This window comes from Prosthecodimorpha hirschii, from assembly GCF_001305515.1.
Taxonomy (GTDB): Bacteria; Pseudomonadota; Alphaproteobacteria; order Rhizobiales; family Ancalomicrobiaceae; genus Prosthecodimorpha; species Prosthecodimorpha hirschii.
In genome coordinates this window covers 331,686-356,127 of sequence record NZ_LJYW01000001.1, presented here as the reverse complement: position 1 = coordinate 356,127, position 24,442 = coordinate 331,686, and the positions used below count along the sequence as shown (strand labels likewise).

Annotated in this window: 24 protein-coding genes; 10 read left to right on the top strand and 14 right to left on the bottom strand. The window is 70.1% G+C overall.

Translation table 11 applies throughout. The features are described from left to right. Nucleotides 1-4: 4 nt before the first annotated feature. On the top strand, nucleotides 5-1,525 hold the full coding sequence (locus ABB55_RS01450) for a Ppx/GppA family phosphatase (RefSeq protein WP_054357213.1): 1,521 nt from the start codon (nucleotides 5-7) through the stop codon (nucleotides 1,523-1,525). Between the two features lie 22 nt (nucleotides 1,526-1,547). After that, nucleotides 1,548-2,621 carry a lysine-2,3-aminomutase-like protein gene (locus ABB55_RS01445; protein ID WP_054357212.1) on the top strand — a complete coding sequence of 358 codons (1,074 nt, stop codon included), beginning with the start codon at nucleotides 1,548-1,550 and terminating at the stop codon, nucleotides 2,619-2,621. 8 nt (nucleotides 2,622-2,629) lie between these two features. Here the strand turns inward: ABB55_RS01445 and ABB55_RS01440 are convergent, their stop codons facing one another. Next, nucleotides 2,630-3,931, bottom strand: coding sequence for a DNA polymerase IV (locus tag ABB55_RS01440; RefSeq protein WP_054357211.1), 1,302 nt, complete (start codon nucleotides 3,929-3,931; stop codon nucleotides 2,630-2,632). A gap of 120 nt (nucleotides 3,932-4,051) precedes the next feature. Between ABB55_RS01440 and ABB55_RS01435 the strand changes: the two genes are divergently transcribed. Beyond that, nucleotides 4,052-4,954, top strand: a complete 903-nt coding sequence (locus ABB55_RS01435) for a hypothetical protein (protein ID WP_083463260.1) — start codon at nucleotides 4,052-4,054, stop codon at nucleotides 4,952-4,954. Here ABB55_RS01435 and ABB55_RS01430 read toward each other — a convergent pair. Together ABB55_RS01430 and ABB55_RS01425 are read right to left on the bottom strand one after the other, a co-directional pair. Next, complete coding sequence (locus ABB55_RS01430) at nucleotides 4,945-5,619, bottom strand: HAD family hydrolase (protein WP_054357209.1); 675 nt, start codon at nucleotides 5,617-5,619, stop codon at nucleotides 4,945-4,947. The two genes, ABB55_RS01435 and ABB55_RS01430, sit on opposite strands and share 10 nt — an antisense overlap. Further along, on the bottom strand, nucleotides 5,616-5,885 hold the full coding sequence (locus ABB55_RS01425) for a DUF3572 domain-containing protein (protein WP_054357208.1): 270 nt from the start codon (nucleotides 5,883-5,885) through the stop codon (nucleotides 5,616-5,618). Before ABB55_RS01425 ends, ABB55_RS01430 begins: the two co-directional genes overlap by 4 nt. Nucleotides 5,886-6,006: 121 nt before the next feature. On the opposite strand from ABB55_RS01425, the gene ABB55_RS01420 reads away from it, so the two are divergent. Both ABB55_RS01420 and ABB55_RS01415 read left to right on the top strand, forming a co-directional pair. Continuing rightward, a complete protein-coding gene (locus tag ABB55_RS01420; protein WP_054357207.1) occupies nucleotides 6,007-6,378 on the top strand; it encodes a response regulator in 372 nt (123 codons plus the stop codon). A 57-nt stretch (nucleotides 6,379-6,435) separates the two neighbouring features. After that, a complete protein-coding gene (locus tag ABB55_RS01415; protein ID WP_054357206.1) occupies nucleotides 6,436-7,809 on the top strand; it encodes a PleD family two-component system response regulator in 1,374 nt (457 codons plus the stop codon). A gap of 319 nt (nucleotides 7,810-8,128) precedes the next feature. Here ABB55_RS01415 and ABB55_RS01410 read toward each other — a convergent pair whose 3' ends face one another. The 7 genes from ABB55_RS01410 to ABB55_RS01380 all read right to left on the bottom strand — a co-directional run bounded on the left by ABB55_RS01410 (nucleotide 8,129) and on the right by ABB55_RS01380 (nucleotide 14,323). After that, a complete protein-coding gene (locus ABB55_RS01410) occupies nucleotides 8,129-8,608 on the bottom strand; it encodes a hypothetical protein (RefSeq protein WP_054357205.1) in 480 nt (159 codons plus the stop codon). 182 nt (nucleotides 8,609-8,790) lie between these two features. Continuing rightward, nucleotides 8,791-8,994 (bottom strand): hypothetical protein, encoded by a 204-nt coding sequence (locus ABB55_RS01405; protein WP_054357204.1) that lies wholly within the window; start codon nucleotides 8,992-8,994, stop codon nucleotides 8,791-8,793. 198 nt (nucleotides 8,995-9,192) lie between these two features. Further along, nucleotides 9,193-9,630, bottom strand: a complete 438-nt coding sequence (locus tag ABB55_RS31255) for a TFIIB-type zinc ribbon-containing protein (RefSeq protein WP_083463259.1) — start codon at nucleotides 9,628-9,630, stop codon at nucleotides 9,193-9,195. A 110-nt stretch (nucleotides 9,631-9,740) separates the two neighbouring features. After that, entirely contained in the window at nucleotides 9,741-11,162 is a 1,422-nt protein-coding gene (locus tag ABB55_RS01395; RefSeq protein WP_054357203.1) for a GumC family protein, read from the bottom strand. 100 nt (nucleotides 11,163-11,262) lie between these two features. Continuing rightward, nucleotides 11,263-12,381, bottom strand: a complete 1,119-nt coding sequence (locus ABB55_RS01390; RefSeq protein WP_054357202.1) for a GNAT family N-acetyltransferase — start codon at nucleotides 12,379-12,381, stop codon at nucleotides 11,263-11,265. After that, complete coding sequence (locus ABB55_RS01385; protein ID WP_054357201.1) at nucleotides 12,378-13,595, bottom strand: glycosyltransferase; 1,218 nt, start codon at nucleotides 13,593-13,595, stop codon at nucleotides 12,378-12,380. The genes ABB55_RS01390 and ABB55_RS01385 overlap by 4 nt, the downstream gene beginning before the upstream one ends. Continuing rightward, a complete protein-coding gene (locus ABB55_RS01380; RefSeq protein WP_200911990.1) occupies nucleotides 13,592-14,323 on the bottom strand; it encodes a WecB/TagA/CpsF family glycosyltransferase in 732 nt (243 codons plus the stop codon). The genes ABB55_RS01385 and ABB55_RS01380 overlap by 4 nt, the downstream gene beginning before the upstream one ends. Before the next feature lie 221 nt (nucleotides 14,324-14,544). Between ABB55_RS01380 and ABB55_RS30150 the strand changes: the two genes are divergently transcribed. Genes ABB55_RS30150 through ABB55_RS01365 form a run of 3 tightly spaced genes read left to right on the top strand, consistent with a single transcriptional unit; the run spans nucleotide 14,545 to nucleotide 18,004 of the window. Continuing rightward, a complete protein-coding gene (locus ABB55_RS30150; protein ID WP_054357199.1) occupies nucleotides 14,545-15,810 on the top strand; it encodes an MATE family efflux transporter in 1,266 nt (421 codons plus the stop codon). Next, nucleotides 15,807-17,108: an O-antigen ligase family protein gene (locus tag ABB55_RS29480; protein ID WP_054357198.1), complete on the top strand. Its 1,302-nt coding sequence runs from the start codon at nucleotides 15,807-15,809 to the stop codon at nucleotides 17,106-17,108. The genes ABB55_RS30150 and ABB55_RS29480 overlap by 4 nt, the downstream gene beginning before the upstream one ends. Further along, a complete protein-coding gene (locus ABB55_RS01365) occupies nucleotides 17,105-18,004 on the top strand; it encodes a glycosyltransferase family 2 protein (protein WP_054357197.1) in 900 nt (299 codons plus the stop codon). Before ABB55_RS29480 ends, ABB55_RS01365 begins: the two co-directional genes overlap by 4 nt. On the opposite strand, the gene ABB55_RS01360 is transcribed toward ABB55_RS01365, so the two are convergent. The 3 genes from ABB55_RS01360 to ABB55_RS01350 all read right to left on the bottom strand — a co-directional run bounded on the left by ABB55_RS01360 (nucleotide 17,973) and on the right by ABB55_RS01350 (nucleotide 21,263). Then, entirely contained in the window at nucleotides 17,973-18,746 is a 774-nt protein-coding gene (locus ABB55_RS01360; RefSeq protein ID WP_083463256.1) for a polysaccharide deacetylase family protein, read from the bottom strand. The two genes, ABB55_RS01365 and ABB55_RS01360, sit on opposite strands and share 32 nt — an antisense overlap. Beyond that, nucleotides 18,736-20,142: an exopolysaccharide biosynthesis polyprenyl glycosylphosphotransferase gene (locus tag ABB55_RS01355; protein ID WP_054357195.1), complete on the bottom strand. Its 1,407-nt coding sequence runs from the start codon at nucleotides 20,140-20,142 to the stop codon at nucleotides 18,736-18,738. The genes ABB55_RS01360 and ABB55_RS01355 overlap by 11 nt, the downstream gene beginning before the upstream one ends. Nucleotides 20,143-20,246: 104 nt before the next feature. Next, complete coding sequence (locus ABB55_RS01350) at nucleotides 20,247-21,263, bottom strand: alginate lyase family protein (protein ID WP_054357194.1); 1,017 nt, start codon at nucleotides 21,261-21,263, stop codon at nucleotides 20,247-20,249. 210 nt (nucleotides 21,264-21,473) lie between these two features. Here ABB55_RS01350 and ABB55_RS01345 point away from each other — a divergent pair, with 210 nt between their 5' ends. Both ABB55_RS01345 and ABB55_RS01340 read left to right on the top strand, forming a co-directional pair. Further along, nucleotides 21,474-22,451, top strand: a complete 978-nt coding sequence (locus tag ABB55_RS01345; RefSeq protein WP_054357193.1) for an aldo/keto reductase — start codon at nucleotides 21,474-21,476, stop codon at nucleotides 22,449-22,451. Then, nucleotides 22,448-24,112, top strand: a complete 1,665-nt coding sequence (locus ABB55_RS01340) for an FAD-dependent oxidoreductase (RefSeq protein ID WP_054357192.1) — start codon at nucleotides 22,448-22,450, stop codon at nucleotides 24,110-24,112. Before ABB55_RS01345 ends, ABB55_RS01340 begins: the two co-directional genes overlap by 4 nt. A 152-nt stretch (nucleotides 24,113-24,264) precedes the next feature. Here ABB55_RS01340 and rpmG read toward each other — a convergent pair whose 3' ends face one another. Continuing rightward, entirely contained in the window at nucleotides 24,265-24,432 is a 168-nt protein-coding gene (gene rpmG / locus ABB55_RS01335; RefSeq protein ID WP_054357191.1) for a 50S ribosomal protein L33, read from the bottom strand. Nucleotides 24,433-24,442: the final 10 nt, after the last annotated feature.

Sequence of the window (24,442 nt, the reverse complement as noted above, 5' to 3'; positions counted from 1 at the left end):
GGCGATGCGCCCCGATACCGAGGTCGCGCCCGGCCGGCTGAGCGGACGCGGCCCGATCGCGGTCATCGACATCGGCTCGAACTCGGTCCGTCTGGTCATCTACGAGCGGCTCTGCCGGTCTCCGACGTTGCTGTTCAACGAAAAGGTCCTGGCCGGGCTCGGCAAGGGCGTGGGCAAGACCAACCGCCTCTCGGACGGCTCGGTCGCCGCCGCCCTGGCCGCCGTGCGCCGGTTCCGGCACCTGGCCGACCAGTCCGGCGCGATCGAGCTGCATGTGCTTGCCACCGCCGCGGCGCGCGAGGCTGCCAACGGGGCCGCCTTCGTTTCGGAACTGGAGCGGATCTGCCGGGTGCCCGTGCGCGTCCTGAGCGGCCCCGAGGAAGCCTATTTCGCGGCCCTCGGCATCGTTTCCGGGATGCACCAGCCGAGCGGCATCGCCGGCGATCTCGGCGGCGGCAGCCTGGAACTGGTCGAGGTCAACGGCACGGAGCTCGGCCAGGGGCGGACCTATCCGCTCGGCGGCATCCGGCTGTCGGAGGCGGCGGAAGGTTCGGCACGCAAGGCCGAAAAGATCGCCGAGGACATCCTCAAGTCCTCCGACGTTCTCGCCCGCGGCGCCGGGCGGCCCTTCTATGCCGTCGGCGGCACCTGGCGCTCGCTGGCGCGGCTGCACATGTTCCAGACCGGCTATCCGCTGCACGTGATGCACGAATATTCGCTGCCGGCGGCGGAAGCGCTCGACTTCTGCCGGATGGTGGCGCGCGGCGACATCGAGGCGCTCGACCGGATCGAGGTCATCTCCAAGCAACGGCGCGACCTGCTGCCCTATGGCGCCACGGTGCTCGCGCAGATCATCAAGATCGGCAAGCCCAGCGCGGTCATCCTCTCGGCGCTCGGATTGCGCGAGGGCCTGCTGTTCGAACGGCTGGCGCCGGACGAGCAGCGGCTCGATCCGTTGATGGCGGCAGCCGAGGAACTGGCCATCCTGCGGTCGCGGTCGCCGCGCCATGCGCTCGAACTCGGCCCCTGGACGGGTGCCGTGTTCCGCGCGCTCGGCATCGACGAGACCGCCGAGGAGGAACGGCTGCGCAACGCGGCCTGCCTCCTGTCCGACATCGGCTGGCGGGCTCATCCGGACTATCGCGGCGAGCAGAGCCTCAACGTGATCGCCCATGCGGCCTTCATCGGCGTCGATCATCCCGGCCGGGCCTTCCTGGCACTGGCAAGCTACTATCGGCACATGGGCTTGATCGACGATGCGTTGAGCCCGCGCATCCGGGAACTGGCCTCCGTGCGGCTGAAGGAGCGCGCCCGCTGCCTCGGCGCGGCGTTCCGGGTCGCCTATATCCTCTCGGCCGCGATGCCGGGCGTCATCCCGCTGGTCGGTGTTGCGGCCCGCGGCAGCACTCTGGTGATGACCCTGCCGCGCGATCTCGCCGATCTCGACGGCGAGGTCCTGCAGCGTCGCTTGCGCCAACTGGCCAAGCTCGGCGGCCTGGACGCTGCCGTCGAGGTCGTGGCCTGAACCGCGCCGGAGGTCCGACCCCATGACCAGCGAAGGCCCGCAGCGGCCGCCTGCGGTCGTCCGCGTCGCCGATCTGGTCGCGCGCGGGCTGATTGCGCCGGAAGCGGCACCGGCCATCGAGCGGGTGACGCAGGATTTCTCCCTGCGGATCACCGCCGATATGGCCGCAGCCATCGATCCGGCCGACCCGGCCGATCCGATCGCCCGCCAGTTCGTGCCCGGGACGGCGGAACTCGATATCGCGCCGGAGGAGGTTGCCGATCCGATCGGCGACGGTGTGCATGAGATCGCGCCGGGACTGATCCGTCGCTACCCGGACCGGGCGCTTCTGAAGCCGACCCATCTCTGCCAGGTCTATTGCCGCTTCTGCTTCCGGCGCGAGACGGTCGGCGGCGATCCGGGCCTCGGCGACGCCGAACTTGCGGCCGCGCTCGACCGCATCCGGGCGGAGCCGGGCCTCTTCGAGGTGATCCTGTCGGGCGGCGATCCGCTGGTTCTGTCGGACCGGCGCATCGGCCGGATCCTCGAGGCGCTCGACGCCATCGAGCATGTCGGCGTGATCCGCTTCCATACCCGCGTGCCGGTCGTCGACCCGGCCCGGATCACGCCGGCCTTTCTGGACCTGCTCGATCTGCGGGCCGCCGTCTGGTTCGTGCTGCACGTCAACCATGCCTCCGAACTGACGGAAAATGCGAGGAAATCGATCCGCGCCTTGACCAGGGCAGGGGTCCCGCTGCTCGCCCAGACCGTCCTGCTCAAGGGCATCAACGACGACGCGGCCGTGCTGGAGGATCTGTTCCGGTCCCTGGTCGCCCTTCGGGTGAAACCCTACTACCTGCACCATCTCGACCGTGCCCGCGGCACCGGGCATTTCCGGACATCCCTCGCCGAGGGCCGGTCGCTGATGCGCACCCTGCGCGGCCGTCTGACCGGGATCGCGCAGCCGACCTACATGCTCGACATCCCGGGCGGATACGGCAAGGTGCCGGTCGGTCCCGACTATGTCGCATCGGCCGGTCCCGGCCTCTATCGGGTGACCGATCCGCAGGGGGCGACGCACGACTATCGCGACGGCTCGGACGGCGGCCCGGACTGAGGCGATGCCTATCGGTCGCGTCCGCGCCGGTCGGTGCCGAAGATGAGGCCGAGTTCGACCGCTTCGCCGCCGAACCGGGCACGAACCGCGTCCATCGCGCGCTCCGCCTTGGCGCGCCGGCCTGCCCCCTCGTCGACCAGGTCGACCGGATCGCAGGCTTCGGCGGGAACCAGATCGGCGACGCCGATGCCGATCAGCCGGAAGGCGCGGCCGTCGCATTCGCGCTCGACAAGCTCCCGGCCGGCGCGAAAGATGCGGTCGGCCAGTTGGCTCGGATCGGAGAGCCTGCGGTTGCGGGTGACGGTCTTGAAGTCCTGCGTCTTCAGCTTGACGGTGACCGTGCGCCCGCCGATCCCCGCCTTCTTCAGCCGGGCGGAGACCTTTTCGGACAGCCGCCGCAGGATCGGCTCCAGGCGGGCGAAGGCGGCGATGTCTTCGTCGAAGGTGACCTCCGCGGAGACGCTCTTCGCCTCCCGGTCCGGGGTGACGCGGCGGTCGTCCTCACCGCGCGACAGGCGCGCGAGGCGCTGGCCCATGATGCCGTAGCGCTTCATCAGGGCGGTCTCGTCCATGGACTGCAACTGGCCGATCTGGCGGATGCCGTCGCGTTCGAGGGTGCCCGCCAGCGCCTTGCCGACGCCCCAGATCAGGGTGACCGGCTGACCAGCCAGGAAGGTGCGCGCCTCGGCGGCGCCGATCACCGAGAAGCCGCGCGGCTTCTCGAAGTCGGAGGCGATCTTGGCCAGGAACTTGTTCGGCGCCAGTCCGACCGAAATGGTGATGCCGATCTCGTCTTCGACCCGCTTTGCGAAACGGGCGAGGGTCAGGGCCGGCGTGGCATGGTGCAGGCGATCCGTGCCGGAGAGATCGAGGAAGGCCTCGTCGATCGAGACCGGTTCGACCAGCGGCGTCAGTTCGAGCATCAGTTGCCGGACCTGGCGGCCGACCTTGACGTATTTCTCCATGTTCGGCTTGATCACGACGGCTTGCGGGCAGGCCGCCAATGCCTTGAACATCGGCATGGCCGACCGCACGCCGTGGATGCGGGCGAGATAGCAGGCCGTCGAGACGACGCCGCGCTTGCCGCCGCCCACAATCAACGGTACGTCCCGCAAGGATGGATCGTCGCGCTTTTCGATCGAGGCGTAGAAGGCGTCGCAATCGACATGGGCAATCGAAAGCCGATCCAGTTCAGGATGGGCGACCAGGCGAGGGCTGCCGCAGGACGCGCAGCGCCACGCTCCCGGCCGCGAAGGGACCAGGCAGTCACGACAGAAGCCCTCAACCCCTGAGTTCTGGGTAGGGAGCACGCTTCTCGTTCCTGTTTCGTTTCTGCGCCGATGCAATATACTCTTTCCGCGTTCGCCGGCCAGTGGCATCCGGCGTGCGTCCGAGGCGCCGGCGGCGCCGGTCATTTCGAGGAGGGTCCGGTGACGCATTTCACAGTCGCCGTCGTGATCGATCACGATCCGGACAGCCCCGAGGGGCGTGCGGACCTCGCCGCGACCCTGCAGCCCTTCCACGACTTCAAGCGCACGGGGATCAACGACGCCTATGTGCGGGATGTCGATGCGATGGACCGGGTCGTCGCGCGCCTCGGCGCATGGCCGGGCGGCGATCTCAAAGGGCTCGCCATGTCTTTCGGATGGGGCTACCTAAACGATTCGGATGCGATCGACATTCATGGCCCGCACCGCTTCGGCCATCTCCTGGTGCTGAACGGTCTGGCAGCGCGTGCGATCGACCGCACCAATCCGAACGGGCGCTGGCTCGGCTGGTCGCTCGGCGGCGGCAGGCCCTTCCTGTGTCGCGATCGTGCGCTGCCCCACGACTATGCCCGGCTCGGCGATATCGACTGGCGGACCATGCGGAGGCTGGCGCGCGATCGCAGGCGGGCCCGGCTCGCCGAGATCAGCCGGGCCGCCGGAATCCCGCCGACCGATGCCGATGCGGTGCATCGCCAGGTCGGGCAGCTGGTCGAAGCCTGGCGACAGATGCCCGAGCCGCGACCTTACGGCCGGGCGTTTTCCGCCTGGCTGCGCCTGCAGGCCGGTGGCGCGGCCGCCCGCTGGCACGCGGCCGCGCCGGTCCTGCCGGCCACCGGGCCGGGCGAGCGGCTGGAGGACTGGGTCGCCTGGGCGCCGGGCTTCGGGGCCACGGCCGTGGTGGTCGACGGCCGCTGGCACGAGAACGGGCCGGCCGGATCAGGCGATCCTGCGGACGGCGCAAGCATCTCCTGGGCGGCCTGGGACCGTCAGGTGATGGACCTGATCGATACACAGCGCCGCCGCCACCCGCAGGCTTGGCTCGCCATGGTCGACTGTCATTGCTGAGCGTGCGCCGCGATCACGCCGGCAATGTAGGCTTCGACTTCGGCCCAGCGATTGGCGCGGAGATTCATGCCCGGGATCTCGCGTGCCATGGCGAAGAAGCGCGGATCGGCCACGAACTGGATGACATGGGCGTCCGGCAGGGTCTCGCGCACCGAAACGAGATTCGAGGGCGAATCGTCCAGAAAGAAGACCGGACCCTCGGCGCGTGCCGCGAGGCGGGCCATGGCCGGTCCCTTCGGTCCGTCATTGGTCAGCACCGGATAGGGCAGGCCGCGTGCGGCCAGCGAAATGCGGCGGGTTTCCCGGTGCTTGTGCGGGGCGTTGGTCAGCAGGACGACATCGGCACGCTCGGCCAATCGGCCGAGAACCTCGACGGCGTCCTCGACCACCTCCTGGTGGGCGATCTCGTCGTCGAAGAAGCCGAACAGGAGACGGCGGACATCGTCCTGGCCGGCGGCCTCGTCGGTGGCGCCGTGACGGATGTTTCCGGTCAAGCCGTAGCTGACCGCATCCAGACGGAAGCCGGAACGCTCCAGGTAGCGCTCGAAATGGCGCACGAAATAGACGGCCACTTCGTCGACATCGGAGACGACGAGAGGGCGGCCGCCATAGGGCAGGGCGTCGATGGCGGCGAGGATGTCGAGGCTGTGCGGATCGAGGGTCATTCCGGATGGGGTCCCGACAGTCGATGATGGGCTGCGGCAACCATCAGGGGACGGAGCCGTCGGTTCTCGGTGAATTCGAGCAGGAGCGATTCGTCGTTCATGAGGAAATCGAGTATGCCTGCCAGGAAGCCCGGATCGGTGGCGGCAACGCGCAGCGTTTCCGGCCCGATCCCGCTCTCGGCCAGGAAGCGGCCGAGATGCTCGGGTCGTTCGGCCAGAAAACCGAGTGCCGCGATCGCGATCCCCTCGGCCTCGTCATGGTTCATGTGATCTCGCCGCTGCTCACGTCGCACGGAGCGAACCTCCGGTTTGCCAATGCGAAACGAATTATCACTAAAATCGAGTGGTGGGCAGAGATTGCGTTTGTGCAGAGTAGAGAGAGACAGAATGGCGAAGACCGTGCTGATCGTCGAGGACAACGAGTTGAACATGAAACTGTTCAACGATCTCCTCGAAGCCCACGGCTACCGGACGCTGCAGACCCGCAACGGCCTGGATGCCATGGATATTGCCCGGTCGCACCGACCGGATCTGATCCTGATGGACATCCAGCTGCCCGAGGTGTCCGGTCTGGAGGTGACCAAGTGGCTCAAGGAGGATGACGACCTGCGCGCCATCCCGGTGATCGCCGTGACCGCCTTCGCCATGAAGGGCGACGAAGAACGCATCCGGCAGGGCGGATGCGAGGCCTATATCTCCAAGCCGATCACGGTCGCCAAGTTTTTGGAAACCGTTCGCTCGTATCTTGGGGATGCCTGATCAAAAGTTGAGGCGACTTGGTTTCTCGACGCAAGATCAGTTCTTCCGGAGCCAACGATGACTGCCCGCGTTCTCGTCGTCGACGACATACTGGCCAATGTCAAGCTGCTGGAGGCGCGGCTGACGGCTGAGTATTTCGATGTCGTCTCGGCGATGAACGGCCTCGAGGCGCTCACCGTCTGCGCCGAAGTCATGCCCGACATCGTGCTTCTCGACGTCATGATGCCTGGCATGGACGGGTTCGAGGTCTGCCGACGGATCAAGGCCAATCCGGCGACCGCCCATATTCCGGTGGTGATGGTCACGGCGCTCGATCAGATCTCCGATCGGGTGAAGGGCCTGGAGGCCGGCGCCGACGATTTCCTGACCAAGCCGGTCTCGGACGTGGCCCTGGTCACCCGGGTCAGAAGTCTCTCCCGGCTGAAGATGCTGACCGACGAACTGCGCATGCGCGCGGCGGCCAGCCGGGACCGAAGCATCGAGGGCGATTTCGACATCGATCAGGTCGTCGGGTCCGCCAAGGGGCGCATCCTGGTGGTCGAAGACCGGCGTTCCACGGCGGAGCGTCTGCAGGCGATGCTGGGCTCGGCCCATGCGGTGACGCTGCAGGCCAATCCGCAGGAGGCGCTGCTGACGGCTGCGGACGGCGCCTTCGAGCTGGTCGTGGTCAGCCTTGCGCTGGCCAATTTCGATGCGCTCCGGCTCTGCTCGCAATTGCGCTCGCTCGATCGGACCCGAATGCTGCCGATCCTGCTGATCGTCGATCCGGAAGACCAGCCGCGCCTGCTGCGCGGGCTCGAGATCGGGGTCAACGACTATCTGACCCGCCCGATCGATCGCCAGGAATTGCTGGCGCGGGTCCGCACCCAGATCCGGCGCAAGCGCTACAACGACCATCTTCGCGACAACGTCCAGCAGACCATCGAGATGGCGGTGACCGACGGCCTGACCGGGCTGCACAATCGGCGCTACATGTCGACCCATCTGGCGACGCTGACCGAGCAGGCGAAGGAGCGCGGCAAGCCGCTGTCCGTGCTGATCCTCGACATCGATTTCTTCAAGGCGATCAACGACACGCACGGCCACGATGCCGGCGACGAGGTGCTGCGCGAATTCGCCGACCGGATGCGGTCCAACGTGCGCGGCATCGATCTGTGCTGCCGCTACGGCGGTGAGGAATTCGTGATCGTGATGCCGGATACCGACCTCAACCTGGCGCGGGTCGTGGCCGAGCGGCTGCGCCAGCGCGTCGCCGGGGACCCGTTCGTCATCGCCGGCGGGGTCAAGCAGATCGACGTGACCATTTCGATCGGCCTGGGCACGCTCGACGGATTGCAGGATACCGACGAGCAGATCATGAAGCGCGCCGATCTGGCGCTCTACCGGGCCAAGCGCAACGGCCGGAACTGCGTCGTCTCCGACGCCGCGTGACGGCCCGGCCGAGGTAAGCTTAACGCTTTACTAACCAAAGGGATTCGTCCCGCACGCCGCGTCGTTTGCGTTGCGCGGCGCCCGGCCGCCTGTCAGAACGTCTTCAGGGAATGGGCGAAGGCAGGCCGCAAGGTACGGTCTTCTCCCGGCAAGCCTGCGGATCCGGGCCGCCGCAAACATCCCGGTTCGCAGGTGGTCGGCCGTCGTCGGGTCGAGTGGCCTCCTCGTAAGGGCCCGCGACGGCCGGCCGTCCCTCGCCGCACCCCGGCGGGACGGCCCCGGAAGAGCCTGCCGCCCGGTTTCGGCGTGCAGTGCCGTATCAGCTCTTCGGAGCGGGCGCCGCCGGCAACTTGCCGGGCTTCGCCTTTGCCGCGGCCGAAGCCGCCGGCGCCGCCTGGCAGGCGTAGCGCACCTCATACTGCAGCCGGACCAACTCCATCGTCTCCACCGGCGTGCAGGCGCGGCCCTTGCTGTGCAGATAGTCGATGGCGGCGTCGCGGTAGACGCTGGTCGGCGGATTCACGTCGATCTTGACCAGCCCGCGTACGAAGCCGTAGGCGGCCGCATCGCCCAAGCTTGCGGTGATCATCATGCGATTTTCGAGCGGCTTGTCGAAGATGCGGAACTTGCGCGCCATGTCGACCGGCCCATTGTCGGACGGCACGTAGCGCGGCCCGTCGGCCGGCGGCACCACATGCTCCTCGACCACGACCCCATCGTAATTCTGGATCACGTAGTTCACGTTCGACGAACATGCGGCGAGCGGCACGGCGGCGGCGACGACCAGCGCAATTCTCATGACAACCCCCGGCTGAAATCCGGGGGAATCTAGAAGACGCAACCGCACGCTTCAATGACATTCTGCTGATATTTTAGAGGGTGGCCGCGGCCGCCCCCACGCTCGGCCGCCCGCACGGCGGCACGGTATCCTGACCCCATCTTTGAGGTTTGCCCCGTCGGTTCAGAACGGGTGCCTGCCGTTCAGCTGGCCGCGGAACCGCCGCCGCCGGCGGCCGGCGGCGTCTGGCCGGGCAGAGGCGCGGGCGGCGGCGCGTCGGTCGCGCCCTGACGGGCCTTCCAGCGCTCCATGCGACGCTCTTCCTTGCGCCGGGCGCGTTCCTTCTCGGAGCGCTTGTTGGCGCCGCCGGTGACCTTGCGCCAGAGCGATTTGAGATATCGGATCATGCTAACTCTCCGGGAGCGTCAATGTCAGAGCACCATTCTGACCATCCGGTCCCGGCTGGCAAGCTGGACCGTTCCCGGCACAGGGACGGGGCGATCTCGCGTGACAGGTCTCGCGATCCATTTCAAGGCCGACGGCGGGAAACCAGGCCCCGAGGGCTGCCGACCGGTCGCGTCGACAGGCCGGTCGGCAGCGCCCGCTCAATCGAAATCGAACAGTTCGCCGAGCATGGACTTGCGCCGTGGCGGGTAGGGCTGCTGATTGGGGTAGGATTGCTGGTTCGGGTAGGATTGGCCGTGCTGGGCCCCGGGATGGCCGTAGCCGCCGTGGCGGGGGTCGCGGCGATGATCGTCGTCGTCGTCATCGTCGCGCCGGCCCCAGCCCATCGATTCGCCGCGCGGCGGCGGCGGGGGCGGCGCGCCGAACAGCCCACCCGGCGCGGCGGACCGCGGATCGCCCGGATAGGCCGACGCCTGCGGCGGGGGCGGTGGCGGCGCGGCCGGCGGCGACGCCCGTTCGATGATCTTGTCGAGTTCGCCGCGGTCGAGCCAGACGCCGCGGCATTTCGGGCAATAGTCGATCTCGATGCCCTGACGCTCGGTCATCACCAGGGCCTCGCCGTCGAGCGGACATTTCATTGCAGGACGTCTCCATGTCGGGTCCGGGCAACGGCCCGGCTGTCAGCTTCCGGTCATGAAGATGGGGATCCGTGCCGTCATTTGCCAGAGGGGGCCGGGCGGTCGGCGGATCACGCGAAGCGGTCGCGGAACCAGGCGATGAGGCAGCCGAGGAGGAGCCCGAGCGCCAAGGCGGCGGCCAGAACGATGGGGGCCGGCGGATAGGAGACGCGGAACGGGGCCACGGCGGCTGCCAGGACCCGGACATTGGTGCTGGGCAGGGCTTCCTGTTCGCCGCTCTGCTTGGCGCGCGACAGGACCGCCTCGAGCAGCCCACGGGAGGCTTCGGCATCGCGCTGCAGGGCGCGCAGACGGATCTGGGCCTCGTTGTTGGTCAGCGCCCGTTGCTTGAGATCGTTGAGGCTCGAGTTCAGGGCCGCCTCGTTCTTGCGGGCGAGATCGAGGGCGCTGCGGGCGCGCTCGACGGCCAGACGCACCTCGCTGTCGAGTTGCGCCTTCACCGAGGCCTTCTGGGCCTCCAGGCTGCGGACCTGCGGATGCCGCGGCCCCAGCCGCTCGCCGAGATTGGCCAGGCTGCGCTCGTATTCGGCAAGACTGGTGCGCAGGCCGGCGATGACCGGACTGTCGAGCGCCTCCGCCGAGGCGGCCGAGCCGCCGCCCGCCCGCGCCAGCCGCGCGCTCTGAGCGAACCGCGCCTCCGCCGCCTCGCGCTGCAGACGCGCCGCGCCGAGACGGCCGTTCAGGTCCTGAAGCTGCTGCTCGTCGATCAGCACGCCCTGGGTGCCGACGAGGCTGTTCGATCGCCGGTAGGCCTCGACGCGGTCCTCGGCGGCGGCGACATCCTGGCGCAGCGCCTTGAGGCGGCCGGTCAGCGATTCCGTCGTCTCGCGCGTGGCGCTGGTCGACGCATTCGCCTGTTCGGTCAGATAGGCGGCCGCGATGGCGTTGGCGATCGAAGCCGCCTTCTCGGCATCGCGCGAGAAGATGCCGATCTCGATCACATAGGTATTGCCGACCCGCGCGATCCGGCTGAGCCGCCGCAGCCGGTCGAGCGCGATCTCGGTCGGCTCGGCCGAGCGCGCCTCCGGGCCGAACAGGGCGCGCAGGCGGGTCGTCAGGCCCGGCCCGCCGCCGACCAGGAACTCCGGATCGGCCGCGAGCTTATTGGCCTCGATCACCCGGCGCAGAACGGCGTCGGAGCCGACGATCTCGACCTGGCTGTCGACGAGCAGGGAATCGGCACCCGACGAGGACGAGCCGAGCCCGGACGGCACGACTTCGCTTTCCAGGATGCGCTTCGGCCGGGGATCAATCAGGAGACGCGTCGTGGACAAGTAGAGCGGCGTCGACAGCAGGACGAACAGGAAGGCGGCGCCGAGTGCGACGGCGACCGTCCCGGCGATCCACAGCTTGCGCCGCCACAGCGAGGCGAATACGGCTGCGACATCCCGGCCGAACGCGTCCAGCCCGGCCCCTGCCGATCGGTCAGGGCCGGCCGGGGTCCTTTGGAAGTCGAAATCGGCGGAAACCATCAACCCGATCCAAATTGCATCAAATTGGCACGATTTTGGCGAAGTGCGCCGCTATGCGATGTCCCGTTTGCTGGAATTGCAATGCTTGTGCCTGGACCGGTCAGGCGCGGCCGGTCCAACGCCGAAGCCGCTCCCGCAGCGTGGGGAACCGGCGGAGCAAGACCTTGGCATGCCAGACGGCGGCCAGCCGGAGGCCGCGCGGACTGAGTGGCCGGAGCACCTCGAACAGGGTCCGGTCATCGACCCCGAACGCGCTCTTGTAGGGTTCGTCGCCGATGGTCAGGTCGAAATAGGTCAGCCCGTCTTCGGCAAAGGCCTGCATCGCGCGGTAGATCTGCAGCCGGCCGAGGCCGAAACGGGCATAGCGCTGCATGTCGAACGAGGGGATCAGCAGCAGGAAGGCACCGTCATGGACGAGGCCGAGGCCGGACGCGATGAAGGTGCCGTCGAGCGTCAGTCCCATCATGCGGGCCGCGGGCCGCGCCGTGGTGCCGGCGACCAGGTCGCGATAGAAGGCCGCCCACATCGGGTCGGCCAGCACGTCGTCGCGGCCGAGCGCGGCGAAGCGCGCCGTGCGTTGGGCGTAAAGGTCTTCGAAGAGAGCCACAGCCGCAGCGCCGCCGTCGTGGAAGGCGAAACCGAGCGTGCCAAGGCGGCCGAGATTGGACTCGCTCCGGCGCAACTCGCCGAGCTGCTTCTTGCTGATCGCACCGGACGCGTGTTGGTGCCAGGGATGCGCGATGGCGACGCCATGGGCGTGGACCGGGAAGGCGGCTTGCGGGCGCAGCGAGAGCAGCGGATTGGGTCGTCCGCCGACGGTCGCCGGCAGCTTGCGTAGATGGACGATGTCGGCCGCCGGCAGCGCAGTTTCGATCTGCCGCCAGAGGGCGCGGAAGGTCGCCGCGTCGGGTGTGAAGCCGCGTGCGAGCACGGGCGCGCAATAGTCGGCGACGCGCAGATCCGCGAAGGTGATGATCCGCCCGCCGTCCTGATGGCGGCTGAGCGGCAGGATCATCGCCGGCCGGCCACCGTCGACCGTGCGAACCAGGACGATCACCGGTTCGGCACGACCGTGTGCCGCGAAGGCCGCATAGAGTGGTGCGACGAAGTCGTAGCGCTGGAAGGCCGTGACCGCCCCTTCGGCCTCCATGTGCCGCCACTCCGCCTCGATCGACGCGGCGGACTTGTGCACCGAGATCGCGAAGGCCGTGGCCGTCATGCCCCGCGCCTCCGGCCGGTCGCCGGCGCGGTCGCGGCGTCGATCTCGGCGCGGTAGCGCGCGACGACGCCCTCCGGCGACAGGCGCTCGAACAGGGTCGGTGCCGCCGCGCGGATCGCCGCCCGGTAGCGGGCATTGTCGCGGACGAGGCGGACGAGCGCATCGGCGATCCCCGCCACGTCGCCCGGCCGGACGCCGATGCCGACCTCCAGCCCGTCCAGGTAGCCGTCGATGCCGGTGCCGGCCGCGTAAAGGATCGGCACGCCGGAGAACAGCGCTTCCGGATAGACCATGCCGAAGGTTTCGTCGCGCGACGGCATCGCGAGCACCAGGGCCCGCGGGAGATCCGCAAGAAAGTTTTCGTGGCCGACGGGACCGCGCAGGTGGGCACGGCCTTCCAGGCCGTGAGCGGCGATGAGGCCATGGACACGGTCCCGGTCCGGGCTGTCGGCGGGCGCATCGCCGACGATGTCGAGCGAGAAGCCGTCGAGCGCGGGGCCGGCTGCCGCGAAGGCGGCGATCAGGTCCGGCAGCCCCTTCCTGTCGAGCGCGTCGAGCCGGAGCGCGACGACGATGCGCGGATCGGGCAACGCCGGCGCGATTTCGGGACGCGCGTTCAGGACGATATTGGGCAGCAGCCGCGTCCGGGCCGGATCGGCGCCGGTATGACGCTCGAAGCCGGCCCGGTACCAGGCCGAGACATAGAAGATGCGGGCGGCGTCGCGCGCCATCCGCCGGAACAGCGGCCGGTAGGTCGGCTTCAGCCGAAAGACCTTCTGTTCGACCTCGCCGCGCACGGACTGGAACAGCGCGGCGCCGGTGGCACGCGCCACCATCCAGGCGGCGATGCCCTCGAAAGTGAAGCGGTGGCTGTGCACGATCTCGGGCGCGATACGCTCGGCGGCCAGGAACCGGCGGATGCGCCGGGCGAGACGCCATTGCCAGGCGAGCATGCCGACGCCCAGCGGCAGAGCGAAATAGCCGTGCGCGATCAGCCGCCGGCCGCCGACCATGCCGAGATCGCGCCAATAGGTTTGCCACGGCAGGCCGACCCGCTGCAGCGAGACGACCACCTGCGGATGGTCGGTCATCCGGTCGACCAGCCGTTCCACCGCGTTGGTGGTCGGCGTCCGGATTGGGTTCGGATAGTCGGAGGAGATGTGCAGGATGAGCGGCTTGCGGGCGGGTATCGTTGCGGGCGCAGCGGAGGTCATGGCCGGACCCGCCGCACGGCTTCGCGGGCGACCAGCATCGCAAGCGGGCCGATGCCGAGAATGTAGCGTCGCCACAGACGGCGCGGCTCGCTGATCAACCGGTGCAGCCATTCGAAGCCGAGATTTTGCATCGGCTTCGGCGCCCGCGTCTTCATGCCGCTGACGAATTCCATCGCCGCCCCGATGCACAGACCCGTCCCGGTGACGCCGGGCGCGGATGCGAGGCGTTGCGCCAGCATCTCCGATTGCGGCGAGCCGACCGCGACGAACAGGAAGCGGGCCGGATGATCGGCGACGAAGCGGATGCAGGCGGCCATCGCGGCGTCATCGTCGGCGAAGCCCATCGGCGGGCAGTGGCCGACGAAATCGAGCGCAGGCGCGCTGCGGGCGAGCGCGCCAAGCACCTCGGGGCGCGGCGCGATCACGGCGATGCGGTCGCCCGGGCGCAGCACTTCGGCGAAGATTCGCTCGACCACGTCGGTGCCGTTGAGATGCGGCAGCCTCAGCCCGAACAGGAAGCCGAGGCGGCGGACGATATGGCTGTCGCACCAGCTCTGCCAGGCGTCCGCATAGAGCGGCCCGAGTTCGGGACGCCGCATCAGGCGGACCAGATGATCGACATTGGGCGTCACCACATAGCGGAACGGCTCGCCGCCACGCCTCTGCGCGAGCGCGGCCAGTACGGTCTCGACCGGGGCCAGATCGTAGGGAGCGCCCAGAAATGTCACGCGGGACCGATCCCCGCCCGTCAACGTCATGGCCCGTCGTATCCGTCGCCTTTCGGCATCACGTCCCGAATTGGTGTCCACACTTGGCACAGCCTGCATCCATCGGCAGACATGCCGCAGCGATCGTGGCATTTTTCGTGCCGTCGGGGCAGGCACGCCGCGTGCTTGCGCGAGGCCTCGATGGACAGGTCCGATGCCTGGATCCGGGAGAGGATGGTACGATGCGGCGGGCGATGGTCTATTCCATCCTCGATCAGGCGGTGCTGAGCGCGTTCAATCTGGGACTCTCGCTGCTGCTCGTCGCGACGGTGGCGCCGGCGGACTTCGGCCGGTTCAGCTATGGGCTGGCGGTCCTGCTGATCCTGGGGTCGGTGCACAATGCGCTCGTCGCCACGCCGATCGGCGTCTCGTTGCCGGGGCAAGGCCGGGCGACGCAGGCCGACATCCTCTCCGTCCTGCTCGGTGCCGATCATCGTCTGCGCCTCGCCCTGATGCCGGTGGCGGCGATCCTGCTCGCCTTCGCCGGCGCCGATGCGGCCTTCGTCGGACCCGCCCTCGCGCTCTGCTTCTTCTCGCTCTGGCGCGAGACGCAGCGCGGCCTCGCTTTCGCGCTGTCCGAGGCCGGCCGGGCGTTGATGATCGATCTGGTCGCAGTCTCGGTTTCGGCGCTGGCGGCCGGCCTGCTCTGGCGGATCGTGCCGCCGGTTTCAGCGCTTCTCTCCGGCATGGCGACGGGCAGTGCCGCCGCCGTCGCCGTCGCACATCGCACCGGGCCCTTCGGGCATGGTGGATTCGGCACGGGCGGTCGGGGCGGCGGCTGGCGCCGCTATGGCCGGTTCTGGCACGAGGCGCGCTGGAGCCTGCTCGGCGCGGTCACCACCGAGGCGCAGTTCCGCGGCTATGTTTTTGCCGTCCAAGCCCTGCGCGGCGCCGACACGCTCGGTGCGGTCCAGGCCGGCCGGACCCTGATGGGGCCGCTGCCGCTGCTCGCATCGGCCTGGTCGCGGGTCGCCCGTCCGGAAATGACGCGGGCCCTGGTCGAGCGCCGCGGCGCCGACGCCCTGCGCACCGTGATCCTCGGCACCGGCGGGGTGCTCGTCCTGTCGCTCGGCTATCTGGCCACGCTGGCGCTGGCCTGGCCATGGATCGAGCCGCGATTGTTCGGCGGCCGCTATCCCGGCATCGGCGTCCTGACCGCCGCCTGGGGGCTGACGACCCTGATCGGTACCGGCCATATCTGCCTCGGCACCTATCTGCAGGCCGCGCGCTGCTTCCGGCCGCTCGCCTTCGTATCGGTCGGCGGGGCGGCGGCCTCGGCGATCGCGCTCGCCGGACTGGCCACGGCGGTTCCGACCGTCTATGCCGTCGGGGCGGTCGCGGTCGGCGAGACCATCGCGCTCGTCTGGTCGCTCGTCCTGGTGGTCGGAATCGGCCGCCGGCGCGAGGCCGCCGGCGACGAGACCGTCGGGGAGGGGGCGCGGCCATGACCCTGGCACACGAGGCCGGTCTGACCGGCACGCGGCGCGCCGACGACACGGCCATCTGGACGCGGCGGCTGGCGCGGTGGATTCCCGCCCTGATGCTCGCCTACGGCCTCCTGATCTGGCCGGTCCTCTATGGCCGCAGCCCCGATACCGGGCCGGCCTTCCAGGTCCTGCAGAGCGAATCGAGCGCCCTCAGCCAGATCTATTTCCCGCTCCTGCTGCTCGCCGCCGGCTTCGCCTGGATCGCGACCAGCTACGGCCGGCGGCGGCCGCTCGACGATGCCGCCACGGCGCTGATCGCCCTCTTCGTGACGCTGTGCCTGGTCTCCGCGCTCTGGTCGGTGGCGCCCGGGATCGCGCTGCGCCGGGCGGTGCTGCAGGTCGCCATCGTGGCCGCACTGATCCTCTCGGTGCGCGCGGCGGCGGATCCCGACGGGGTGGTCGCACGCATCTTCTGGACGCTGGCGGCGATCATGCTGGTCAATCTCGCCATGGTGGCGGTCAAGCCGGCCGGCCCGCTCGGTCACGAAGGCGTCTATCCGCAAAAGAACGGCCTCGGCGCGGCCGCCGCGCTGGCGATCCTGTTCGCCCTGCACCAACTGTTCGCCGGCGCGCGCTGGACCCGCGTCGCGGCCCTCTTGGTGATCGCCGTCGCCGTCCTGCTCCTGGTGCTCAGCCGGTCGAAGACCTCGCTCGGCCTTGCGGCCCTGGTTCCGGCAATCGCCCTCGCGGCGGCGATCGTCGCGCGCGCCACCCGCCTGTCGCCGGCCGTGCTCGTCGGCCTCGGCGCCGGGCTCGCCTATCTGGTCTATGCGGTCGGCGTCGCCGCCTATCTGTGGGACTTTCCGGCCGTGGCGACGGCCCTGTTCGGCGACCCGACACTGACCACCCGGACCGAGATCTGGGATTTCGCGCTGCCGATGACGGAACGGCGGCCCTGGCTCGGCTTCGGCTTCGAGTCCTTCTGGCAGGCGGGTCCGGACTCGCCGAGCCTGCGCGAGGCGCGCGGCTTCGTCGCCAAGATGCCGCATGCCCATAACGGCTACATCGACATCCTGCTGCAGCTCGGCCGCGTCGGTCTCGCGCTCCTGATGGTGATCCTATTCGCCGCCCTGCATGCCTGCGGCGGCGCCTTGCGCGCGCGGTTCGGCCTCGGCTGGCTGTGCCTCGCGCTGATGCTGTTCACGGGGCTCTACAATTTTCTCGAAAGCGCCTGGTTCCGCGGCTTCGACTTCTTCTCGATGTCCTTCGTGCTGGCGACGGCCCTCACCGGCGAAATCCGACGGAGCGCGGCTCCATGACGGCCCTGACCATCGGCATCGCCAGCATCGGCCGCCCCTCGCTCCTGGCGACGCTCGCCTCGGTGGCGGCGATCGGACGGCCGCAGGATGTCGACGTGACGGTGCTGGTTGCCGACGATTCGCCCGACGGCGCGGTCGACCGCCTGATGGCCGGTGGCGGGCCGTGGCCGTTCCGGCTGGCCGTGCTGCCGGTCGCCGCCGGCAATATCTCGGTCGCCCGCAATGCCTGTCTGGCGGCCGCGACGACGCCGTTGATGGCCTTCGTCGACGACGACGAGCGCGTCAGCGCAGAATGGCTCGTCCGCCTCTTCGCTGCCATGGCCGAGTTCGGGGCCGACGTGGTGATCGGCCCGGTCTTCCCCGTCTATCCGCCCGGCACACCGGACTGGCTGAGGCGCGCGAACCCGCTCCATGTCGACTGGGGCCGGCGCGGACGCCGCGTCGATACCGGCCGGACCGGCAACGTGCTGTTCCGGCGCGACGATCCGCGCTGGTCGGCGCTCCGCTTCGACCCCGCCTATGGGCGGACCGGCGGCGAGGACACGGATTATTTCCACCGCCTGCATCGCGCCGGTGCCGCGATCGTGGTGACCGACGACGCGCGCATCGACGAGGAGGTCCCGGCGGCGCGGCTCCAGCCGCGCTATCTGCGCCGCCGGGCGTTGCGATCCGGCCAGTCCTATGCCGGCTTCCGGCTCGGCGGACGGCGCGGGCTCGATCCGGCGGGACTGGTCTTCCATGCCGGCAATGCCGCCAAGGCGCTGGCCGGGCTGGCTGCCGCGCTTCTGCTGCGGCCGGTCGACCGGGCCCGCTCGCTGCGCTTCGCGCTCAAGTTCTGGCTCAATCTCGGCAAGCTGCGCCAGCTCACCGGCCGCGACCTGCCGTCCCTCTATTGATCGGCGGCGGCGCCCAGGGCGGCAGACCGTGCTTCCAGGCGCGCAGCGGATTGCGGATCGCCGAGGCGGTGCGGGCGCGCCAGCCGGCGAGGCGATCGAGCACCGCCGCGGCCGGCCGGTCCGCCCGCACGGTGTTGCGCGGCACCAACCAGGCCCCGGCGCCGGCGAGCCCCCCCGAAGAGCTGTAGACGCGACGATAGCCGGCGCCGGCGAGCGCGCCGAGCACGCGCGCATCGAAGGCGCCGAACGGGATCGAGGCCTCCGTCACCGCGGTGCCGAGCGCATCCTCGATGGCGCGGCGCGCATCGTGGAGTTCGCGACGAAGCGCCGCGTCGGTGGCCCGGCGCCAGTCGACATGGTCCGCGCCGTGGCTGCCGATGGTCATGCCGGCCCGGTGCAGGGCGGCGAGGTCCGAAGCGGCCAGATATCCCGGGCGGCCGATCCGCCCCGCCAGGACGAAGAAGCGCGCCGTCAGACCGGCTTCGAGCAGTCGCGGCAGTGCGACCGAAAGATCGGAGAGATTGCCGTCGTCGAAGGTGATCTCCACGTCGGGATCGGCCGCCGCCCGTTCGATGGCGGCCGCGAAGGCAGGCTCGTCGACCCAGTAGGGCCGCTCGGCGGCGTCGACATGGGGTCCCGGCATGCCGAGGCCGTGGAAGGTCAGGATCTTGCGGGTCGGCAGCCAGAAGCGGCCGGGCGGGCCGGCGTCGGGCATGGGGCGGCGCGCGGGATCAGACGGCATTCCGATAGGCCGCTCCGTAGAACAGGGTCATCAGCACGATGCGGATGTCGAGGCTGAGCGACCAGTTCTCGACATAGACGAGATCGTACTCGATGCGCATGCGCATCTTCTCGTCGGTGTCGGTTTCGCCGCGCAGGCCGTGCACCTGCGCCCAGCCGGTCATGCCAGGCTTGACGATGTGGCGCCGGGTATAATGTGCGATGCGGCTCTGGAAGGCGTCGTCGAGCGCGACCGGGTGCGGGCGCGGACCGACGATCGACATGTCGCCCATCAGCACGTTGAGGAGCTGCGGCAGTTCGTCGACATTGGTCCGGCGCAGGATGCGGCCGAGCCGCGTGATGCGCGGATCGTCCCTGGTCGCTTGGGTGAAGTCCGAGCCGGCCTCGGCGACCCGCATGGTGCGGAACTTGAAGACAGTGAACGGCGTCTGGTTGAAGCCGTAGCGGGTCTGGCGGAACAGCGCCGGACCGCGCCCGTCGAGCCGGACCAGGATGCCGACGATGACCAGCAGCGGCGCCAGGGCGATCAGGCCGGCCGTCGCGGCGACGATGTCGAAGGCGCGCTTCTGCATCCGCTCCCAGGCGTCGAGCGGTGCCCGCGCCAGCACGACCCCGCCGACGCCCTCATGCGACAGCGCGAAGACGCGCGAACTGAGCCCGGTCGGCGCCAGCCGGATCGTCGCCGGCGTGACCATCAGCCCGTCGGCGACCCGGTCGATCAGCTCGGCATCCTGGAACGGCAGCGAGAGCAGGATCTCGTCGGGCTGCAGATCGCGCGCGATCGCCACCACGTCGCCGACCGGGTCGGCGCGGTCGTCGAGCGCGACGACCTCGAAGGCGCTGGCCGTGATGGTCGGATCATGCGCGATCGCCGTGGCCGCATCGCTGGCGCCGGTCCTGGTCACCAGCAGGACCCGCCGCGGACGCACGCGCCCGCTCGCGGCGAGCGCCGCAACCAGCCGCGTTGCGATGAAATGGGTGACCAGCAGCAGGCCGAAGCCGGCGACATAGACGGCCGAGGCGACGCCGCGCGACATGTCCAGGCTGGATTTGAGGAGGAACATCAGCGCGATCACCGCGCCGAAGGCGATCGTCCAGGCGACCCAGAGGTCCAGCGGCCAGCGCACGTCGTCGAGCAGGGCCGACCGCCGGTAGTCGCCGCGCAGCCCCGAGACGATGACCAGCATCAGTGCGAAGGTGATGCCTTCGCCGAGATGGCCGGCAAGCGGCGGCGTGCTGTCGAGAACGAACCGGTAGTAGGTCGCCCCGAGGACCACGGAGGTGACGACGACGACCAGCATGTCCGCCAGGGCGATCGCGACCGAAAGCCAGATCCAGGCGAGACTGAACTTCCGTCGACTGGCCGGTTCCCGGTCCGTGATTCCGATCGATGTCACCGTCGACTCCGTGAGCCTGTTCGGCTGGGCGTTTCCTCCCATATCAACCGTCTTGCATGCAACCGGTAGGCCAGCGAATCTGTCTCTTTTGGAGACAGTCCGTCTCACCGGATCCCCGATCGGATCGCCGCCAGGGTCGCGCCGATGTCGCCGCCAAGAAAATGGCTGCGGGTGGCATGGGCCGGAAGGGGCCGGGTCGGCAGGGGCCGGGTCGGGATCAGGCTGGCGTAGGCCGGCAGCCAGGCGAGGGTCCAGGCCTCCGGCTGGCTCTGCACATGGCCGGTGCGGCGTTGGAGCTCGGCCGGATCGGCGATGCCGGCCAGGACGAAGCGTCCGAGCCGGTCGAGCGCCGAGCGGTCGAACGGCATGCGGCGGGCGTCGGCGATGACTGCCAGAAGCACCAGCGGCGCCGCCGCGAAGGCGTGATAGTCGAGCGCCTTGGCGCCGCGGTCGAGTTCCGCCTTCAGGCTGCCGTCCGCGGCCACCGCCGCGAGGCCCGCAGTCAGGATCGTCTGTCCGCGCGCCAGATGGGTCTGCGAACCGGTGGCGAGCCCCGACGCCGCGAGGGCGAGCCCGGACCAGTAGAGCAGGTTGTTGGCCGGGATCCGGTCGCGGTCGATCGCCTCGACGACGCCGTCCGCCATCGCCCGGAGCCAGTCTTCGACCGCCCGGTCATGGCCGGCGAGGGGGCGGAGCTTGAGATAGGCGAGGGCGAGGCCGGTCAGATACCAGGCCCGCTCATAGTCGCCCTGCCGCGTCGCGAGGGCCCCGACGAGCACGCCGCCGCGCGCCCAGGCGCGCAACTGGTCCAGCGCGCAGGCGCCGGCCGCCGCGTCGCCGCCGAGTGCATAGTCGTCCGCGCCGGCCTGGACCGCGCGGACCACAGCCTCATAGACCGCGACGGCCCGGTCGCGTGCCGCGCGGCGCGCCGGATCGACCCGGCGTCCGGCCGGGTCGGCATAGAAGCCGTCGACATCCAAAGCCTCGGCCGGTGGCGGCACGATCCGGCAGCCGACCTCGGCCGCAGCCGGCCGATGCATCGCCGCCGCGACGATCAGGATCAGGGCAACGACCGGGATCCGGGAGAGGCGGCCGGACCGAGGCGGGGGCAGGCATTCCATCGCACGACGGTCCTTTGCGGGTGAGGGGCCTTGGCGGGGCACCGGCCGTAGCCGATCAGGGCGGCATCATCATTGCATGCGAGGAGGCGCCGTCCCGGATGCGCCTGCGCCCATCGTCAGGGCCTGCGCGCCCTGGACAGGCGCCGCCCTGCACGGCAGATCCCTGCCGGGTCGCTTGCCGATCCCGCTGCGCCACCCACCGAGGCCCGCATGTCCCTCCGTTTCGTCACGCTTCCCGGTACCGGGCTGACGGCCTCGGCTCTCGGCTTCGGCTGCGCCTCGCTCGGCTCCCGGATCGGCCGGGCGGACGGCCTGCGGGCGCTGGCGGAGGCGCATGACGGCGGGGTGACCTGGTTCGACGTGGCACCACCCTACGGGGCCGGCGAGGCGGAAGCCATCCTCGGCGAGTTCCTCGCGGGCCGGCGCGCCTCCGTTCGTGTGTGCACCAAGGTCGGGCTCGCCGGCCCGGAGCGCTCGGGACTGATGCGGCTCGTCTATCGGCTCGGTCGGCCGCTGGCGGCGCGCTTCGCCGGTCTGCGCCGCCGCTTCCGCGCCGCCGCGGCGACGCGCTATCGCCCGATCGCGCTCGACGCCGCCGGCATCGCCGCTTCGCTCGATCGTTCGCTGGCACGGCTGCGGACCGATCACGTCGATGTCTTCGCGCTGCATGCGCCGAGCCCGGCCGACACGGTGCGCGACGACGTGGTCCGCGCCCTGGAGGATATCCTCACCTCCGGCAAGGCGCGTCAGGTCTGCGTCGCTGGCGATCTCTACGCCTGCCGGGCGGCTGCGGCGGCCGGTCTGCCCTACCGCGTCCTGCAACTCGCCGACGATCCCGAGACGGAGCCACTGGCCACACTTCGCGTCGCCGCCGGGCGGCCGGTCGCGACCGTCACCCATTCGGTGTTCGGTTTCGACGGCGCCCTCAGCCGGCTCGTCGCCCGCCTCGAAGCCGATCCGGCCGCCGTCCGGCGCCTGCAGGCCGCCGGCTATGACGGTCCGGCCGGGCAGGCCGCCGCCCGTCTGCTGATCGACCGCGCCTTCGCGTCCAATCCCGACGGTGTGGTCTTGGCCTCGATGTTCGCCGCGCCGCACCGACGGCTCAATCTCGCCCGCGCGGCGCTGCCGCCGAATCCCGAGGCCGTCCGGCTCGTCCGCGACCTGCTCGGGCCGGCGGGCGCCTCATGATCACCGAGCGGCTCGACGGGCTCGATGGGAGCCGCCACGACCTCTGCATCGTGGGCGCCGGTCCGGTCGGGCTGACGCTGGCGCTGGAATGGGCGCGGCGCGGGCGGCGCGTCCTGGTGCTGGAATCCGGCGGGCGAAAGCCGGACGCCGAGACGACCGCCCTGTCGGCGGCCGAGATCGTCGATCCGGCCCGCCACGACGCCATGACCATCGCGGTCGCCCGCCGCCTCGGCGGCACCTCGAATCTCTGGGCCGGCCGTTGCCTGCCGTTCGACCCGATCGATTTCGAGCCGCGGCCGATGGTCGGCGATGCCCGCTGGCCGTTCGGCCTCGACGAACTGGCGCCGCACTATGCCGCCGCCTGCGCCTATGCCGGCTGCGGCGCGCCGGTGTTCCGCGACGCCCTGCCGGACGCCGGCCGGGGGCCGGCGGACGACGCCTTCGATGCCGGGCGGCTGGAGCGCTTCAGCAATCAGCCCAGGTTCCACAAGGCCCATGCGGCCGCGCTGGAGAACGATCCGCGCATCGACTTGCGGCTGAATGCGACCGTGGTCGACGCCGTGTTCGCGGAGACCGGCCGGATCGCCGGCCTCTTGGTCGCCGGCCCCGACGGGACCCGGGTTCGGGTGGCCGCCGACCGGGTCGTCCTTGCCTGCGGCGGCCTCGAAACGGCGCGCCTGCTGCTCGCCTTCCGACGCGATCGCCCGGACCGGTTCGGTGGGGCCGACGGGCCGCTCGGGCGCGGCTATATGGGCCATCTGATCGGCGAGGTGGCCGACATCACCTTTACGGATGCGGCGACCGAGGCGGCCTTCGACTTCTACCGCGACGGCCGCGGCTCCTATGCCCGCCGCCGGATGATCCCGTCCGACGCGCTCCAGCGCGCCGAGGCGCTGCCGAACGTTTCCTTCTGGCCGGTGGTGCCGCCGAGCGCCGATCCGCGCCACGGCAGCGCCATCCTGTCCGCGGTGCTCCTCGCCCTGTCGGTCGGGCCGCTCGGCCGCATGGTCGTCGCCGAGGCGATCCGCAAGCGGCACGTGCCCGATCGCTTCGACCGCTGGCCGCATGTCCTCAACGTGCTGCGCGGCCTGCCGGCGGCCGCGACCTTCCTGCCGGCCTTCCTGCTGCGCCGGCGCTTCGCGCGCGAGCGCCTGCCCGGCTTCTTCGTGCGCAATGCCGCGCGCACCTACGGGCTTTCCTACCACGCCGAGCACTGGCCGGACCGCTCCAGCCGGGTCTGGCTGACGGGCGAGACAGACCGGCTCGGCCTGCCGCGGCTCGGCATCGACCTGCGTTTCGCGCGCGACAATGCCGAAGGGGTGCTGCGCGCGCATGATGCGCTCGGGGCCTGGCTGGAGCGCACAGGTCTCGGCCGCATGGCCTGGCGCGGCCCGCGCGAAGCCGCCGCCGACTCGATCCTGGCCAAGGCCGCCCACGGCACCCACCAGATCGGCGTCGCGCGGATGGGGCTCAGCCGCGCAACGGCGGTCGTCGATGCCGACCTGGCCTGCTTCGACTGCCCGAACCTGCATGTCGTCGGGACGGCGGTGCTGCCGACATCCGGTCAGGCCAATCCGACCCTGACCGCCATCGCGCTCGCCGTCCGTCTGGCCGGCCATCTGGCCGGTGCGGGGCACAGTGGCCGGCCGGTGGCCCCGTAGGCACCGACCGCCCGGTCGCGGGCGGCGGGACGGATCGCCCGCCGCGGGGCGAGGCCTGGCGAGACGGCGGCCGGCGGACGATACGACGCAAAAAAGCCGCCCGAAATCGAGCGGCTCTTCGCACGGCGGTCAGTCGGCCGGATCGGCCAAGATCACTTGATCTTGGTTTCCTTGAACTCGACGTGCTTGCGGACGATCGGGTCGTACTTGGTGAACGACAGCTTCTCGGTCTTGGTGCGCGAGTTCTTCTTGGTCACGTAGAAGAAGCCGGTGTCGGCCGAGGAGAGCAGCTTGATCTTGATGGTGTTGGCCTTGGCCATGGAGGCACCT

Coding starts and splice junctions, on each gene's coding strand:
- ABB55_RS30150 (WP_054357199.1), top strand. CDS start 14,545: ATGCGGCGGGCGATGGTCTATTCCATCCTCGATCAGGCGGTGCTGAGC.
- ABB55_RS01365 (WP_054357197.1), top strand. CDS start 17,105: ATGACGGCCCTGACCATCGGCATCGCCAGCATCGGCCGCCCCTCGCTC.
- ABB55_RS01405 (WP_054357204.1), bottom strand. CDS start 8,994: ATGATCCGATATCTCAAATCGCTCTGGCGCAAGGTCACCGGCGGCGCC.
- ABB55_RS01390 (WP_054357202.1), bottom strand. CDS start 12,381: ATGACGGCCACGGCCTTCGCGATCTCGGTGCACAAGTCCGCCGCGTCG.
- ABB55_RS31255 (WP_083463259.1), bottom strand. CDS start 9,630: ATGAAATGTCCGCTCGACGGCGAGGCCCTGGTGATGACCGAGCGTCAG.
- ABB55_RS01425 (WP_054357208.1), bottom strand. CDS start 5,885: ATGAACCATGACGAGGCCGAGGGGATCGCGATCGCGGCACTCGGTTTT.
- ABB55_RS01350 (WP_054357194.1), bottom strand. CDS start 21,263: ATGGAATGCCTGCCCCCGCCTCGGTCCGGCCGCCTCTCCCGGATCCCG.
- ABB55_RS29480 (WP_054357198.1), top strand. CDS start 15,807: ATGACCCTGGCACACGAGGCCGGTCTGACCGGCACGCGGCGCGCCGAC.
- ABB55_RS01415 (WP_054357206.1), top strand. CDS start 6,436: ATGACTGCCCGCGTTCTCGTCGTCGACGACATACTGGCCAATGTCAAG.
- ABB55_RS01445 (WP_054357212.1), top strand. CDS start 1,548: ATGACCAGCGAAGGCCCGCAGCGGCCGCCTGCGGTCGTCCGCGTCGCC.
- ABB55_RS01340 (WP_054357192.1), top strand. CDS start 22,448: ATGATCACCGAGCGGCTCGACGGGCTCGATGGGAGCCGCCACGACCTC.
- ABB55_RS01395 (WP_054357203.1), bottom strand. CDS start 11,162: ATGGTTTCCGCCGATTTCGACTTCCAAAGGACCCCGGCCGGCCCTGAC.
- ABB55_RS01420 (WP_054357207.1), top strand. CDS start 6,007: ATGGCGAAGACCGTGCTGATCGTCGAGGACAACGAGTTGAACATGAAA.
- ABB55_RS01360 (WP_083463256.1), bottom strand. CDS start 18,746: ATGCCGTCTGATCCCGCGCGCCGCCCCATGCCCGACGCCGGCCCGCCC.
- ABB55_RS01430 (WP_054357209.1), bottom strand. CDS start 5,619: ATGACCCTCGATCCGCACAGCCTCGACATCCTCGCCGCCATCGACGCC.
- ABB55_RS01385 (WP_054357201.1), bottom strand. CDS start 13,595: ATGACCTCCGCTGCGCCCGCAACGATACCCGCCCGCAAGCCGCTCATC.
- ABB55_RS01345 (WP_054357193.1), top strand. CDS start 21,474: ATGTCCCTCCGTTTCGTCACGCTTCCCGGTACCGGGCTGACGGCCTCG.
- ABB55_RS01450 (WP_054357213.1), top strand. CDS start 5: ATGCGCCCCGATACCGAGGTCGCGCCCGGCCGGCTGAGCGGACGCGGC.
- ABB55_RS01410 (WP_054357205.1), bottom strand. CDS start 8,608: ATGAGAATTGCGCTGGTCGTCGCCGCCGCCGTGCCGCTCGCCGCATGT.
- rpmG (WP_054357191.1), bottom strand. CDS start 24,432: ATGGCCAAGGCCAACACCATCAAGATCAAGCTGCTCTCCTCGGCCGAC.